Raw genomic sequence first — 14,424 nt, 5'->3', positions numbered from 1 at the left:
GCATCCGGACGGTTCCAGAGGGGCGGACTCCCATGCGCGCACATCGTTCCGCGTTACGTGTTCACGCCGTGGCCTGCGTTCTGCTCGCCACGGCTCTCCTGCTCACCGGCTGTACGGGCGGTGACAGTTCGGGGGACGGCGCCGCCAGGGCGGAGACGAAGTCGAAGAGCCGGGACGGCGCTCCGCGCGGCTCCGGGAAGGCCACGCCCGCGCGGGCCGCCGCGAGCCACATCATCCGTACCGCCTCACTGTCCGTACGGGTCAAGGACGTTCCGGAGGCGCTGGACAGAGCCAGGCGCACCACCGAGGCCGCCGGCGGCTACGTCGGCAAGGAGAACACCACTCGCGACAAGGAGGGCCGCGAGCGTACGCGCGTCGTGCTGCGCGTCCCCGTGAAGAAGTACGGGAAGGTGCTCGACGGGCTGGAGGGCGCCGGAAGGCTCCTGGACCGGGAGGTGCGGGCGCGGGACGTGACCGAGCAGGTCGTCGACGTCGAGAGCCGCATCAGGACGCAGCGGGCCAGCGTGGCCCGGGTCCGCGAACTGATGGACGACGCCACCGAGATCGGCGACGTGGTCAAGCTGGAGAGCGAACTCGGCTCCCGCCAGGCCGACCTGGAGTCCCTGCTCTCGCGCCGGGACTCCCTCAAGGACCGTACGGATCTGGCGACCATCACCCTCTCCCTGTCCGCGAGCCCGTCGGGCGGGGACGACGGCGACGACGGCCCGGGATTCGCGGACGCGCTCGGCGGCGGCTGGGACGCCTTCGTGACGATGCTCCGCTGGGTGGCGATGGCACTCGGCGCGCTGCTGCCGTTCGCGGGCGCGGCGGCGCTCCTGCTGGCGCTGTGGCTGCGCGTGGTGCGGCCCCGCCTGACGCGGCGCCCCGCTGCCGGGGACGGCGCCGACCGCGGCGCCTCCGGGGACGACGACGCCCCCGCCGCCTCCGGGGACGACGCCGGCCCCGGTTCGTCCGTCACGGCAGCGCGCGGGTGAGCCAGGCGACTTCGCCGTTCTCCTCCATGGAGACATGGTCCCGTTCGAACCCGAGCTTCTCCAGGACGCGGAGCGACGGGGCGTTCCACGTCCCGACGGTCGACCAGAGCCGCTCGCGGCCCGTCGCGGCGGCGGCGCCGAGCACCGCGCGGGCCGCCTCCGTGGCGTAGCCACGCCCGTGCGCGTGCCGGAACAGCTCGTACGCGATCTCGGGCTCCTCCAGAGTGGTACGGCCGATGATCAGCCCGCAGTAGCCGATGAAGTCACCCTCGTCCCGGCGCTCGATGGGCAGCAGGGCGATGCCCGTTGTCGCCGTCGCCGCGAGCAGCTCCCCGATGGACGTACGGATGCGCTCCACCGGGGGTCTCTCGCCGCCCCGCTCGGCGAGGAGCGCGCTGAACTGCTCGGCGTCCCCCTCGTCCCACGGCCGCAGCCTGAGCCGCTCGGTCTCCAGATGGAAGGGCATCGTCTCGTAGGTGGCCATGCCCCTACTCTGCACCGTCGCATCAGTCGTGGTGATCGGACCATGCCCGATCCGTCTGGTGGAGCGCTGGCTGGACTCCTACGACTGGCGCGCGCGTGGGAGAGGCGGCTGAACGCCCACCCGCACTTCACCACCGAGATCGACGGCCAGAACATCCACTTCGTGCACGTCCGCTCGGACAACCCGGACGCGACGCCGCTGATCCTCACCCACGGCTGGCCCAACACCCACGTGGAGTACCTCGGCCTGATCGAGCCGCTGTCGGACCGGTTCCACCTGGTCATCCCCGACCTGCCCGGCTTCGGGTTCTCCGGCCCCACCGCCGACACTCAACCAGGTCTTCTCCTTCCCCTCGGGCGATCCGGCCGAGCTGGAGTCGCTGACCGACGAGGAGCGCGAGTACCTGTCGTTCGTGGGGGCCTTCACCGAGCACGCCGTCCACGACCGGGCCCAGCAGGCGCAGCCGCAGACGCTCGCGCACGCGCTGGCGGACTCCCCGGCGGGCCAGCTCGCCTGGATCGGGCAGCTCCTCGGCTCCGTGGACCCAACATCGTCTCCTGGTCGCGGTTCGACCGCGGCAGCCACTGGGCCGCGCACGACGCCCCCGACCCGCTCGCCGGTGACCTCGTCCGGTTCTTCGCCGGGCTCACGGAGAAGCCCGCGTAGGACGGAGCGCGGGGCGGGGAACGGCCGTGCCTCCTGGCCCGGTGAGAAGACCGGGCCAGGAGGCCGCTCGCCGCTACTGCACGTCCACCGTGAACGTGGACGTCGTGTTGCGGATGTCCTCCGCGTTGTCGCGGAGGGTCAGGTTGCGGAAGGTGGCCTTGCCGACGGCCGGGCCCTGGCCCGCCTCCGGCATCTCGTTGGCCCAGATGCCGAAGCCCGACTTCTCGTCGTACTCGTCACCGCTCTTCTTCGCGCCGGAGACCGTGACGTCGCTCAGCTCCGTGTCCTGGACGGGGTTCTGCGGCTGACCGCCGACGTAGTTCGTCTGGAACATGATCCCGTGGTACGTGGGGTCGGTGATCTCGGCGCCCTTCACCCGGATCGCCCGGAACGGCTTGGAGGCCGAGAACATCCAGATGCCGGGGAAGGTCTGCCCGTTCCAGAAGTGGCCGCCCGCGCGTTCGACCGAGAGGTTCTCCAGCGTCGTCTCGCCGGGCCCGAAGCCGTTCATCGGGAAGCCGAAGTCCAGCGAGGAGACGGTCACTCCGGAGTAGACCAGGGTGTCGGCCACACGGATGTCGCGGAAGGTGTTGAGCTGGCCGCCGTAGACGGCCAGGCCCGCGGCGCGCCAGGTCAGCTTCGAGGTGAGGTGCTCGTAGACGTTGCCCGTCTGCTCGCCGCCGCCCGAGTCGAGGGCGGAGAACAGGGCGAAGGAGTCGTCGCCCGTGGACCGCGTCTCGTTGTTGGTCACCAGGTTGTCGCTGGAGCCGTTGGTCATGTTCAGGCCGTCGGCGAAGGTGTCGCGGATGCGGTTGTCCTTGAGCGTCATCTTGTCGGTGTTCGCGCCCCAGTAGAGGCACACCATGTGCTCGGCCCATGTGTTCTCGATGGTGATACCGGAGACGTTCTGGAAGTCGAACACCTTGCCGGGCCCGTCGATCCGCGAGGTGTAGTTCCCGAAGTACGCGAAGCCGGAGAACACCGAGCCGTTCGCGCCGTTGTCGGCGCGGAAGCCGACGTCGGTGTTCTGCTGCCCGGACGGCGCGTGGAAGCGGGTGAACCAGGGCCCGGCGCCGATCACCTTCACAGGCTTGCCGTAGACCTGGAACTTGCTGGACGTCTCGTAGTCGCCCGGCGGCAGATAGACGCCCTGGATCGTGCCGGTGGTGTCCATACGGGCCTTGTCCAGGGCGTTCTGCACGTCCTGGTGACCGGTCCCGGCGGGCTCCACGAACGCGGCCGGGTCCGGGTTCGGTGCCGCCTCGGCCTTCTCGAAGTCGACGAAGTCGATCGCGTACGACGAGGAGTTGTCCGCGTCCTTCTGGAGCCGGACCGTGGATCCGGCGGGGACCGTGCGGCCGAGGTTGAGGTGTGCCTCGTCGTAGATGTGCCGCGCGGGGCCCGCGCCCGGGTCGTTGACGGGCGACGCCTCGGGGCCGTAGAGCCAGGCGTACTTGGAGGTGAGGCTCAGCGGCTTCGCCTTCTCGCCGTCCACGTAGACGTTCAGCGTGGCGTCCGTTCCCCCGCCGCCCGGCGCGTCGGGGATGGAGAAGCGGGTGACGAGGGTGTTCGTCTCGGCGGTCGTCCTGAACTCGACGTACTGGCCGGTCTCCTTGAGCGTCACGGCCTTGCGGCCCGAGGCCTCGCCCGCCAGGTCGCCGATCTTCCGGTTGGGCCCGACGACCTGCGCGCCGCCGCCCGTGGTGCCGGTCTCGGCCTCGACGGTGGTGTACGGCATGTCGGCACCGGCCGCGGCCTTCTTCCCGGCGCGCTCGGGCTTCCCGGCGCGCTCGGGCCGGGGCTTCGCGAGCCGCGGCTCGAACGCCGCGCGCCCGGCGCTCTTCCCCGCCGCCACGGTGCGGGTGGCCTCGCGGCTGTCGGGGGACTGGTTGCCCGCGGCGTCCCGGGCGCGCACGGTGTATGTGATCCTCTGCCGTGCGCCGCCCGGGGCCGCCGTGTCCTTCCAGCGCGCCGCCTTCGCGGGCAGCGCGGCGCGCAGGCGGCCGTTCGCGTAGACGTCGTACCCGGCCGCGCCCGGCGTGCGCTCCCAGCGCAGCGTCGCGCCGTCCAGGCGGGCCCCGGCCGGTGCCCTCGGCGGCGTGCTGTCGCCCGACTCCGCGCCGTGGACGGCGAGTTCGCCGACGCGGCGGGCGCCCGCCGCGCGGACGTACCGTACGGGCGCCCCGCCGAGCCGCACCGTCACCTCGCCCCTGCGGGCGCGGGTGTCGGACAGCTCGTTCCAGTCGCGGCCGTTGGCCGAGCCCTGGAGCTGGACGCGCTGGGCCTTGCCGGGCAGCGCGAGCGTGACGCGGTCCAAGCGCCGGGTCGCGCCGAGGTCGGCCCGTACCCAGCGGGAGGAGGTGCCCTTCGCGTACGTGTCCGGGTCGCCGTCGTGCGCGCGGGACGCGTCCTCGCCGCTCAGCCGCACCGTGAGGGGGCCGGCGGATTCGGGCGCGGCGTCGGCGGAGAAGGCCTGCCAGCCCGTGGCCAGCAGCCCGGTGCTGAGCACGGCGGCCAGTGCGGGTCGCCAGGCCCTTCTCCGTGAGGGCTTCGTGCGTTGTGTTGTGCCCATGACATTCCCTTCTGTGGGGGAGGGAGGGCGGCGGCCGGGCCGTGCCCGGGCCCCGGATCAGGCCCGGAGCCAGACCGCCGTGTCCTGCGGCAGGGTGCCGACCGGGGTCAGCGGACCGCTGGCCAGCAGGAGTCCGGAGTGCGCGGGGAGCATCACGTCCGCCGCGCCGAGATTGACCACGCACAGGACGTCGCGGGTGCCGTCCCCGTACGCGTCCCCCGGCACGCCCCGCGCGAAGGCGAGCACGTCCGGGGCGTCCGTGCGCAGCCAGCGCAGCGGCCCCGCTTCGCGGAACGTACGGCGCAGCCGCAGCGCGGTGCGGTAGAGGGCGAGCATCGAATCGGGGTCGCTGGCCTGCCGTTCGGCCGCGTACCGCTCCCAGCCTTCGGGGCGCGGCAGCCAGGAGGGCCCGTCGCCGTCCGTACGCCACGGCAGCGGCACCCGGCAGCCGTCGCGGCCCGGGTCCACGCCGCCGGAACGGGCGTGCATCGGGTCCTGCACGCGCTCGGGCGGGACCTCCGCCTCGGGCAGGCCCAGCTCCTCGCCCTGGTAGAGGTAGACGGAGCCGGGCAGCGCGAGGGTGAGCAGCGCGGCGGCGCGGGCCCTGCGGGTGCCGAGCGCGAGGTCGGTGGGGACCCCGTAGCGCTTGCGCTCGAAGGCGAAGCCGGTGTCCTCGGCCCGCCCGTAACGGGTGACCGTACGGGTCACGTCGTGGTTGGCCAGCACCCAGGTGGCGGGGGCGCCGACGGGGGCGTGCGCGGCGAGGGTGAGGTCGATGGAGGCGCGCAGCTCGGCGGCGTCCCAGGGGCGGGCCAGGAAATCGAAGTTGAAGGCGGTGTGCAGCTCGTCGGGGCGCAGATAGCGGGCGAAGCGCTCGGCGTCCGGCAGCCAGATCTCGCCGATCAGCACGGCGTCGTGCGCGTCGGCGACGCGCCGCCAGGAGCGGTAGATGTCGTGCAGGTCCGGCTGGTCGTGGAAGGGGTGAGGGCCGCCGTCGCGGGGCATGTCGGGCAGCCCCTCGGCCTTGGCGAGCAGCGCCGCGGAGTCGATGCGTACGCCCGCGGCGCCGCGCTCGAACCAGAAGCGCAGCACGTCCTCGTGCTCCTCGCGCACCGCCGGATGGGCCCAGTTGAGGTCCGGCTGCTCGGGGGTGAACAGGTGCAGGTACCACTGGCCGCCCTCGGTGCGGGACCAGGGGACGCCGCCGAACTCGCCGGTCCAGTCGTTCGGCGGCCCGGGGGAGGGCGGCCGGAAGTGGAACAGCTCCTGCTCGGGCGAGCCGGGCCCGGCCGCGAGCGCGGCCTTGAACCAGGGGTGCTGGTCGGAGACATGGTTCGGGACGATGTCCACGATCGTGCGCAGCCCCAGCTCACGGGCCTCGGCCAGCAGCTTCTCGGCCTCGGCGAGCGTGCCGAACGCGGGGTCGATGGCGCGGTAGTCGGCGACGTCGTAGCCGCCGTCGGCGAGCGGCGAGAGGTACCAGGGCGTGAACCAGAGGGCGTCGACGCCGAGTTCGGCGAGGTAGGGCAGCCTGGCGCGGACCCCGGCGAGATCGCCGGTGCCGTCGCCGTTCCCGTCGGCGAACGAACGGACGTACACCTGGTAGATGGCAGCACTGCGCCACCACTCCGTGCGGGACAAAGGAGGGGTCCTTTCGTACGGGTGCGTACAGGTGTGTACGGGCGGGTGCGTACGGGGTGTGTACGGGCGGCCGGTCAGCCCTTGAGGCTGCCCGCGCCGAGACCGGCGACGATCTGCCGCTGGAAGACGAGGAACAGCGCGATCAGCGGCAGCGAGGCCATGACCAGGCCCGCGACGAGGCTGTTGAGCGGGGTGTCCTGGGCGACGCGCTGGAGGAAGACGCTCAGCGGCTGCTTCGCCGGGTCGGGCAGCACCAGCAGCGGCCAGAGGAAGTCCTTCCAGGCGGTGACGACGGAGAGGATCGACACCACGGCGAGGATCGGCCGGGACAGCGGCAGCACGATCCGCCACATCGTGCCGAACGGGCCCGCGCCGTCGATCCGCGCGGCGTCCAGCAGCTCGTCGGGGACGCGGTCGAAGAAGTTCTTGAGGATGTAGATGTTGAAGGCGTTCGCGGCGGCGGGCAGCCACACCGCGCTCGGGCTGTTGATCAGGTTCCGGTCGAACAGCGGGACGTCGGTCACCGTCAGATAGACCGGCACCAGCAGCGCGGTCGCGGGCATCATCAGCGTGACGAGCATCAGCCCCAGCACCGCGTTCCCGAACCGGGGCCGCAGCTTGGACAGCGCGTAGGCGGCGGGGACCTGCACGGCGAGCTGGATCAGCCAGGCGCCGCCCGCGAGCAGGACGGTGTTGAGGAAGTAGCGGGTCAGGTCCATCTCGCGCCAGGCGCGGGAGTAGTTCTCCGGGTGCCACTCGGAGGGGACGTACGTGGGCGGGTTCTGCGCCAGCTCGGTCGAGGACTTCATGGCACCCGTTGCCGCCCAGTACAGCGGCACGAGGAACGCGACGGTGAACAGCGCCAGGGCCAGGGCCAGCACCGACCAGTAGATCAGCTTCCCCTTGCGGGTGCGGAGCACGGCGGGGCGGACGAGGGTGCGGGTCGAGGCGGTGCGGGTCGAGGCGGTGCGGGTCGAGGCGGCCATCAGTCCTCCTTGGAGCCGCGCGTGGCGCGCAGATAGAGGGCGGAGAACGCGGCGAGCACGACGAGCAGGAGCAGGCTCAGGGCGCTCGCGGTGCCGAAGTCGTTGTAGACGAACGCGTAGCGGTAGACGAGGAACATCACGGTCACCGTCGAGTCCTCCGGCCCGCCGCCGGTCATCACGTACGGCTCGGTGAAGACCTGCATCGTCGCGACGATCTGCAGCAGGAGCAGCACCAGCAGCACGAACCGGGTCTGCGGGACGGTGACATGGCGCAGCCGCTGCCACAGGTTCGCGCCGTCCAGCTCCGCCGCCTCGTACAGCTCGCCGGGGACGGTCTGGAGCGCCGCGAGGTAGATCAGGGTGGCGGTGCCCATGTTGGCCCAGGTCGAGACGATCACCAGGGAGACCAGCGAGGTCGAGGAGGAGTCCAGCCAGGCGGAGGTCGGCAGGTGGAGGGTGCGCAGGATCTCGTTGATGAGGCCGGGGCCCGGGTCGTAGAACCACTTCCACATCAGCGCGACGACCACCGGCGGCAGCATCACCGGCAGATAGACCAGCACCCGGAAGTACGCGCGGGCGTGCCGGAACTCGTTGAGCAGCACGGCGGTCAGGAACGGCACGAGGAAGCCCAGCACCACCGCGTACGCGGAGAACAGCGCGGTGTTCTTCCACGCGGTCGCCAGCAGGGGATCGCCGAAGAGCTTCTCGAAGTTGGCGAGCCCGGTCCAGGTGCTGCCGCGGGCGAAGTCGACGTCCTGGAAGGCGAGCAGCACGTTGCGGACGATCGGCCACCACGAGAAGAGCGCGAAGACGGCCACGGCCGCGCACAGGAACCCGTACGCCGTCAGATGCTCGCGGACGGCGCGGCGGCGGCGCGCCGCGCGCCGCTCCCGTACGGCCCGCGGCGGGGGTGCGGGCGACGGCACCGGCTTCTCCAGCAGGGGCGCGGCGGCCATCAGGACGCGCGGTAGATCTGGTCGGCCTTCTTCTCGGCGGAGGCGAGAAGGGCGTCGATGTCGGCGTTCTCCTTGGTGAGGACCGCCTGCATCGCGGTGTCGAGCGCCGCGTAGACCTTCTGGGCCTCGGGCGGTTCGATGACGCCGGGGACGCGGGGCGCGGCGTCCATGAAGGGCTGGTAGTTGTCGACGGGGACGTTCGCGTGCGTGCGCTTGGCCTTCTCCACGCGGTCGCGGACGGAGCCCTTCCAGATGTCGGGGGTGGGCGGCATGGGCAGGCCGATGGGGAGCTTCGCGTCGAGGTTGTCCTGGATGTTGCGCTCGATGAGACCGGGGTTGAGGAACTTCCACTGGAGCCACTTGACCCCGGCCCTGGCGGTCTCCGGGTCGGCCTTGGGGTTGATCATGTAGCCCTCGCCGCCGATGAGCGTGGACTTGGCCTCGGGGACGGGCGCGAGGCCGTAGTCCTTGTACTTGCCGCCGAACTGCTTGGCGATGACGGTGATGTTGTCGGCGGCGGATATGTACATCCCGAGCTTGCCGCTGCCCATCATCCGCTGGACGTCCTCGGCCTGGAGGAGCTGCTTGCTCCCCATGGAGTCGTCCTTCCACCGCATGTCGTGCAGGGCCTGGAGGGTGGCCTTGCCCTCGGGCGAGTCGAACGTGGCCTTCCACTTGCCGTCGTCGTCCTTGGCGGCCATCCGCCCGCCGCGCGAGTACAGCTCGGCGGCGAAGTGCCAGCCGCCCTGGTTGTTCTTGGAGAAGTCCGCGTACCCCACGGTGTTGTCGCCGAGGTCCGCGATCTTCTTGGCGGCGGTCCTGACCTCGGCCCATGTCTTGGGCGGCTTGTCGGGATCGAGCCCGGCCTTCTCGAACAGCGTGCGGTTGTAGAGCAGGCCCATCGAGTAGTTGGCGGTGGGCAGCCCGTACTGGCGGCCCTCCTCGTCCTGGAACACCTTCATCAGCTCGTCCTGGACGTCGCCCCGGTGCGGCATGTCCTTGACGGGGCCGGTGATGTCGGCGGCCTGCTTCTTGGCGATGAGGCCGCGCGCGTCGGTGAAGTAGACGTAGAAGACGTCCTCCAGCTTCCCGCCCGCCAGCTTGGCGTTGAACGTCTTCGGGTCCATGAAGCCCTCATGGGGGACGACGTCGATGTCCGGGTTGGCCTTCTCGAACTGCCTGACGTGCTTGTCGAAGAGCTTGCGCTCGAAGGCCTGCGTCTTCGGCGGCTGCCCGTTGACGTCGAGCGTGACCTTGCCGCCGGGTCCGCTGTCGGAGCCGTCGCCCTCGCTGCTCGTGCCGCAGGCGGCGAGCGAGGTCAGGGAGAGGGCGGCGGCGAGGGCGAGCGTGAGGCGCTTTCTGGAGGATGGCATCGGTGACCCCTCTGGGCGTCCTGGGCGGGAACGATGGCCCATACCTTTGCACCGGGGTCAGGGGAGCGCAATATAGCGAGCAGAACTTGCAAAAGATTGACAGAGCGCTGCGGGGGTGCCCGCGCCCACGAGGACGCCCGCGTCACGGGGGGGGGTGCCCGCGTCACGAGGGTGTTCGCTTCACGAGGACGCCCGCGTCACGAGGGCGCCGGGCCCGTGGAGCCCCGCACCACCAGCTCCGGCTCGAACATGATCTCGTCGCGGACGACTTCCTTGCCGTCGATCTGCGCGGTCAGGAGCTGGATCGCCGCGCGGCCCATCGCGTCGATCGGCTGCCGCACGGTCGACAGCGGCGGGTCCGTCACGGTCATCAGCGGCGAGTCGTCGTACCCCACCACCGACACGTCCTCCGGCACCCGCAGCCCCCGCCGCCGCGCGGCGCGCACGGCGCCCAGCGCGATGATGTCGCTGGCGCAGACGATGCCGGTCACCCCGGTGTCCAGCAGCCGCGAGGCCGCCGCGTGCCCGCCCTCCATCGAGTACATCCCCCGCACCACGCGCTCGGCCGGCAGCCCGGCGCCCGCGGCCCGCGCCGCCGCGTGCGCGGCCTCCAGCTTGCGCCGCGAGGGCACGTGGTCGGAGGGCCCGAGGGCGAGGCCGATCCGCTCGTGCCCGAGGGAGGCCAGATGGCGCCAGGCCTGCTGCACCGCGACCGCGTCGTCGGTGGAGACGCAGGGGAAGTCGAGCCCCGCGATCGGCGCGTTGACCAGCACGACCGGCAGGTTCCGCTCGTGCAGCAGCCGGTAGTGCCCGTGCGGCGCTTCGGCCTGCGCGTACAGCCCGCCCGCGAAGACCACGCCGGAGACCTGCTGCTGGAGCAGCAGCTCCACGTAGTCCGTCTCCTGGATGCCGCCCGGCGTCTGCGTGCACAGGACGGGGGTCAGGCCGCGCTGGGCGAGGGCGCCGCCGACGACCTCCGCGAAGGCGGGGAAGATCGGGTTCGACAGCTCGGGCACCACGAGCCCGATCAGCTTGCCGCGCTCCCCGCGCAACTGGGTCGGCCGCTCGTACCCCAGCACGTCCAGCGCCGTGAGGACCGCCTGCCGGGTGCCCTCCGAGACCCCGGGCTTGCCGTTCAGCACCCGGCTGACGGTCGCCTCGGAGACGCCCACCTTTTTCGCCACCTGCGCAAGTCGTCGCGTCATACACGCAAGTCTAACGCAAGCGCCGCAAGCCACTTGCGTTCCCCGTCCGGCTTCCCCTCGTGCGTCCCCGCGGACTTGAACTTGACGTTCGCGGAAGGTTCTAGCGTCGGGCGGCCGGAGCAGCCGTCCCGAGGAGGAGACCGTCCATGACTCACCGCGTACCCGCAACCCACCGGGAAGTACGTCTCGCCGCCCGGCCCGAGGGCGAGCTGAGGGAGGAGCACCTGGAGGTGGTCGAGGCGCCGGTCCCCGTGCCCGGTCCGGGCGAGGCGCTGATACGGAACCGGACGATGAGCGTCACGGCCGTGATGCGGACGCTCATGCGCGCCGACGCCGATCTGCCCATGCCGCCCTACGCGCCGGGCGAGCCCCTGTGGGGCCCGGCGCTCGGAGAGGTCGTGACGGCTCCCGAGGGCAGCGGGCTGGAGCCCGGCACGCCGGTGCTGTCGCAGCGCGGGGGCTGGCGCGAGTACGCGGCCGTCGGCGTGGACGGCCTGGAACGCGCCGACCTGGAAGCGCTGCCCGGCCCGGCCGCCCACCTCTCCCAGGGCTTCACCGCGTGGCTCGGCGTCGTACGGGCCGCCGAGGTGCGCGAGGGGGACACCGTCTTCGTGACCGGAGCGGCGGGCGGGGTCGGCTCGCTGGCGGGCCAGTTCGCGCGGCTGCGCGGCGCGGGCCGGGTCATCGGCAGCACGAGCAGCCACCGCAAGGCCGCGTACCTGGTCGAGGAACTCGGCTACGACGCGGTCGTCCTGCGCACCGAGGGCGACCTGGAGGCACAGCTCCGGGCGGCGGCCCCCGAGGGCCTCGACGCCGTCTTCGACAACGTCGGCGGGGAACAGCTCCGCGCCTCCCTCGCCCTCGCCCGCCCCGGCGCCCGTATCGCCCTGGTCGGCGGCCTGTCCGGCCAGATCGGCGGGGGCGCGGGCTCGCCCACGGAGATCGACACGCTGGCGCTGATCGCGCGGAGCGTCACCCTGCGCGGCATCGCGGGAGCCCACCACCTGGACGAACTGCCGCGCTGGCGCGAGGAGTTCGCGCGCGGCCTGCGCGAGGGCACGCTCTCCGTGCCGCACGCGCTCCTCAAGGGAATCGACGAGGCGCCGCGAGCGCTGTGCGAACTGCTCGCGGGCCGCCATCTCGGCGCGGTGCTCGTGGAGCTGTGACGACGGTCGCCGACCTTCGGGAGGGGCACGCATGCGCATCGGAGACGCGGCGGCGTCAGCGGGACTCACCCCGCGGGCGCTGCGGTACTACGAGGAAGAGGGCCTGCTCAGGCCCCGGCGCGCCCCCTCAGGCCACCGGGAGTACGGCGAGGCGGACGTCCGCCGCCTCCGCGTCATCCGCGAACTGCTCGACGCGGGCCTCACGATCGCCGACGTCCGCTCCTTCGCCCACATCCTGGACGGGGAGTCCGCGCACGGGACGGAGAGCTGCGCCGTCGGCCGGGTCAGCCTGCGCCGCCTGGCCGAACTCGACGCCCGCATCGCACGGCTGACAATGCTCCGAGAACGCCTCGCCTCCCGTATCGAGGCCCGCTTCGACACGGTCTTCGACACCGTCGTCCCGTGAGGAGGCGGGCCCTGTCGGCCGGGCCCGTCGGCCGGGCCCCGTCGGCCGGGGACAGTCGGTCGGGCCCCGTCGGCCGGGGCCGACGGCCGCCGTGCGTGCCGCGGGGGACGGATGCCGAGTGGCGTCCGGGGCAGGAGGCGAGGGCGGGAGGCGGATGGACGGGCGGGGGCGAACGGGCGGGCGGGGTTGCCCTCAGCCCTGTCCGACGGGGGCGAGGAGGGCGCGCTCCACGTCCTCGTCCACCAGGTCGAGGTTGAGGGCGAAGGCCGCCGCCGCTCCCATGCCCGCCGCGGTGACGACCTGCGCGCGGGGGTCGGCGGCATTGCCCACCGCCCACACGCCGGGCACGCTGGTGCGGCCCGCGCGGTCGGTGGCCGGCCAGCCCATCTCGTCCCGCGCGCACCCGAGACCGGCCAGCATCCCGTCGCGCGGCACCATCCGCGGGAAGACGAACGCCGCCTCGCGCGGCACGACCCGCCCGTCTGCCAGCTCCACCCCGCGCACCGTGCCGTCCTCCACGGCCAGCCGCTTGACCTCGCCCTCCTCGACCCGCACCCCGCGCGCCGCGAGCCGGGCCCGCTCGTCCTCGGACGGCTCCAGGGTGTGCGCGAACAGGACGATGTCCGCCGACCACTGACGCAGCAGCAACGCGTGCCCCACCGCCCCCGGGTGCGTCCCCAGCACCCCGATCGGCCGGTCCCGGAGCTCGTAACCGTGGCAGTACGGGCAGAACAGCACGTCCTTGCCCCACTGCTCCCGCACCCCGGGAAGGCCGGGCAACTCGTCGCGCAGCCCCGTGGCGAGGAGGACATGACGTCCCCGCAGCACGGCCCCGCCCGCCAGCCCCACGGAGAACCCGCCCGGGCCGCCGCCCTCCCGCGGCTCCTGGAGGACCTCATCGACCGAACCGTCGATCAGATCCACGCCGTACGCCGCGACCTCGCTCCGCCCGACCTCCAGGAGCGCGGCCGGAGGCATGCCGTCCCGGGAGAGGAAGCCCTGCATACGCGCCGCCGGAGCGTTGCGCGGCTCCCCGGCGTCGACGACCGCGACCCGCCGACGGGCCCGGGCCAGCACCAGCGCGGCATTGAGCCCGCCCGCGCCCCCTCCGATCACCACGACGTCGTACCGCCCGTCGCCCCCACGGTTCCCGTTGCCCGAACCGCCGTTCTGCCCGGCGGTCATGTCCACTGTGCTGCTCGCTGTCTCGTCCATGCCCGTACTCTGCGACCCCCGCCCAGTTGCGGCAAACATTGTTGCCGTTTCCGGGACGGGTGCGGTGCAATGGCCCCGTGGACACCTCCTCCGCCCTCAACGGCGCGCCCAACGAGGCGCTCAACGACGCCCTCACCGCCGTCGGCCCCCGCCTCAAGCACCTGCGCACCGAACGCGGCATCACCCTCGCCGCGCTCTCGGAGGCCACCGGCATCTCCAAGAGCACCCTCTCCCGCCTGGAGTCGGGACAGCGCCGCCCGAGCCTCGAACTGCTCCTTCCCCTCTCCCAGGCACACCAGGTGCCGCTGGACGAACTCGTCGGCGCCCCGGAGGTCGGCGACCCCCGCGTCCGCCTCACCCCGCGCCGCGCACGCGGCCGGACGGTGGTGCCCCTGACCCGCCAGCCCGGCCCCCTCCAGAGCTACAAGCTGGTCATCCCGGCCACCAAGACCACCCCCGACCCCACCACCCACGAGGGCTACGAGTGGCTGTACGTCCTCGCCGGACGCCTCCGCCTCGTCCTCGCCGACCACGACCTGGTGATGGGCCCGGGCGAGGTCGCCGAGTTCGACACCCGGCTGCCCCACTGGTTCGGCAGCACCGGCGAGGGGCCGGTCGAGATCCTCAGCCTCTTCGGCCGCCAGGGCGAACGCATGCACGTACGCGCCAAGCCCCGGAGCGGCCGTCAAGCCTGACCTTCGTCATAGCCGCACCCCGACCTTCGGGACGGGGATCCCGCCGCACGCCGCTCTACGTTCC

The 14,424-nt window shown here is 72.5% G+C and carries 12 protein-coding genes and 2 pseudogenes; 5 read left to right on the top strand and 9 right to left on the bottom strand.

The features are described from left to right. Positions 1–68 precede the first annotated feature (68 nt). Positions 69–995 carry a DUF4349 domain-containing protein gene (locus tag ABD343_RS12815; RefSeq protein ID WP_425578164.1) on the top strand — a complete coding sequence of 309 codons (927 nt, stop codon included), beginning with the start codon at positions 69–71 and terminating at the stop codon, positions 993–995. Here the strand turns inward: ABD343_RS12815 and ABD343_RS12810 are convergent. Continuing rightward, positions 976–1,479 (bottom strand): GNAT family N-acetyltransferase, encoded by a 504-nt coding sequence (locus ABD343_RS12810; RefSeq protein WP_344527345.1) that lies wholly within the window; start codon positions 1,477–1,479, stop codon positions 976–978. The genes ABD343_RS12815 and ABD343_RS12810 overlap by 20 nt on opposite strands. Here ABD343_RS12810 and ABD343_RS12805 point away from each other — a divergent pair. Continuing rightward, positions 1,450–2,145 (top strand): epoxide hydrolase N-terminal domain-containing protein, encoded by a 696-nt coding sequence (locus tag ABD343_RS12805; protein ID WP_344527343.1) that lies wholly within the window; start codon positions 1,450–1,452, stop codon positions 2,143–2,145. The genes ABD343_RS12810 and ABD343_RS12805 overlap by 30 nt on opposite strands. Positions 2,146–2,218: 73 nt before the next feature. Here the strand turns inward: ABD343_RS12805 and ABD343_RS12800 are convergent. The 7 genes and pseudogenes from ABD343_RS12800 to ABD343_RS12775 all read right to left on the bottom strand — a co-directional run. Then, positions 2,219–3,892, bottom strand: a pseudogene (locus ABD343_RS12800) (glycosyl hydrolase); the annotation flags it as partial. 426 nt (positions 3,893–4,318) lie between these two features. Next, a pseudogene (locus ABD343_RS40990) lies at positions 4,319–4,717 on the bottom strand (discoidin domain-containing protein); the annotation flags it as partial. A gap of 57 nt (positions 4,718–4,774) precedes the next feature. After that, positions 4,775–6,358 carry a glycoside hydrolase family 13 protein gene (locus ABD343_RS12795; RefSeq protein ID WP_344527341.1) on the bottom strand — a complete coding sequence of 528 codons (1,584 nt, stop codon included), beginning with the start codon at positions 6,356–6,358 and terminating at the stop codon, positions 4,775–4,777. Between the two features lie 74 nt (positions 6,359–6,432). After that, positions 6,433–7,344 (bottom strand): carbohydrate ABC transporter permease, encoded by a 912-nt coding sequence (locus tag ABD343_RS12790; RefSeq protein WP_344527339.1) that lies wholly within the window; start codon positions 7,342–7,344, stop codon positions 6,433–6,435. Beyond that, the gene (locus ABD343_RS12785) at positions 7,344–8,300 is read right to left on the bottom strand and encodes a carbohydrate ABC transporter permease (protein ID WP_344527337.1); all 957 of its coding nucleotides are present in this window, start codon (positions 8,298–8,300) and stop codon (positions 7,344–7,346) included. Before ABD343_RS12785 ends, ABD343_RS12790 begins: the two co-directional genes overlap by 1 nt. Next, positions 8,300–9,673, bottom strand: a complete 1,374-nt coding sequence (locus ABD343_RS12780; RefSeq protein WP_344527335.1) for an extracellular solute-binding protein — start codon at positions 9,671–9,673, stop codon at positions 8,300–8,302. The genes ABD343_RS12785 and ABD343_RS12780 overlap by 1 nt, the downstream gene beginning before the upstream one ends. Before the next feature lie 197 nt (positions 9,674–9,870). After that, positions 9,871–10,878 (bottom strand): LacI family DNA-binding transcriptional regulator, encoded by a 1,008-nt coding sequence (locus ABD343_RS12775; RefSeq protein ID WP_344527333.1) that lies wholly within the window; start codon positions 10,876–10,878, stop codon positions 9,871–9,873. 146 nt (positions 10,879–11,024) lie between these two features. On the opposite strand from ABD343_RS12775, the gene ABD343_RS12770 reads away from it, so the two are divergent. After that, positions 11,025–12,044 carry an MDR family NADP-dependent oxidoreductase gene (locus tag ABD343_RS12770; RefSeq protein WP_344527331.1) on the top strand — a complete coding sequence of 340 codons (1,020 nt, stop codon included), beginning with the start codon at positions 11,025–11,027 and terminating at the stop codon, positions 12,042–12,044. A 31-nt stretch (positions 12,045–12,075) separates the two neighbouring features. After that, entirely contained in the window at positions 12,076–12,450 is a 375-nt protein-coding gene (locus tag ABD343_RS12765) for a MerR family transcriptional regulator (RefSeq protein WP_344527329.1), read from the top strand. A gap of 192 nt (positions 12,451–12,642) precedes the next feature. On the opposite strand, the gene ABD343_RS12760 is transcribed toward ABD343_RS12765, so the two are convergent. Beyond that, entirely contained in the window at positions 12,643–13,635 is a 993-nt protein-coding gene (locus tag ABD343_RS12760; RefSeq protein ID WP_344528535.1) for an NAD(P)/FAD-dependent oxidoreductase, read from the bottom strand. Between the two features lie 107 nt (positions 13,636–13,742). On the opposite strand from ABD343_RS12760, the gene ABD343_RS12755 reads away from it, so the two are divergent. Further along, positions 13,743–14,360, top strand: a complete 618-nt coding sequence (locus ABD343_RS12755; protein WP_344527327.1) for a helix-turn-helix domain-containing protein — start codon at positions 13,743–13,745, stop codon at positions 14,358–14,360. Positions 14,361–14,424 lie beyond the last annotated feature (64 nt).

The organism is Streptomyces albiaxialis (assembly GCF_039530985.1).
Classification (GTDB): Bacteria; Actinomycetota; Actinomycetes; order Streptomycetales; family Streptomycetaceae; genus Streptomyces; species Streptomyces albiaxialis.
This window is presented reverse-complemented; position numbering and strand designations above follow the sequence as displayed.

Excerpts from the sequence above, each read along its gene's own strand:
- ABD343_RS12805 (WP_344527343.1), top strand. The coding sequence starts at position 1,450 with ATGGAAGGGCATCGTCTCGTAGGTGGCCATGCCCCTACTCTGCACCGT.
- ABD343_RS12810 (WP_344527345.1), bottom strand. The coding sequence starts at position 1,479 with ATGGCCACCTACGAGACGATGCCCTTCCATCTGGAGACCGAGCGGCTC.
- ABD343_RS12790 (WP_344527339.1), bottom strand. The coding sequence starts at position 7,344 with ATGGCCGCCTCGACCCGCACCGCCTCGACCCGCACCGCCTCGACCCGC.
- ABD343_RS12785 (WP_344527337.1), bottom strand. The coding sequence starts at position 8,300 with ATGGCCGCCGCGCCCCTGCTGGAGAAGCCGGTGCCGTCGCCCGCACCC.
- ABD343_RS12780 (WP_344527335.1), bottom strand. The coding sequence starts at position 9,673 with ATGCCATCCTCCAGAAAGCGCCTCACGCTCGCCCTCGCCGCCGCCCTC.
- ABD343_RS12775 (WP_344527333.1), bottom strand. The coding sequence starts at position 10,878 with ATGACGCGACGACTTGCGCAGGTGGCGAAAAAGGTGGGCGTCTCCGAG.
- ABD343_RS12770 (WP_344527331.1), top strand. The coding sequence starts at position 11,025 with ATGACTCACCGCGTACCCGCAACCCACCGGGAAGTACGTCTCGCCGCC.
- ABD343_RS12765 (WP_344527329.1), top strand. The coding sequence starts at position 12,076 with ATGCGCATCGGAGACGCGGCGGCGTCAGCGGGACTCACCCCGCGGGCG.
- ABD343_RS12760 (WP_344528535.1), bottom strand. The coding sequence starts at position 13,635 with ATGACCGCCGGGCAGAACGGCGGTTCGGGCAACGGGAACCGTGGGGGC.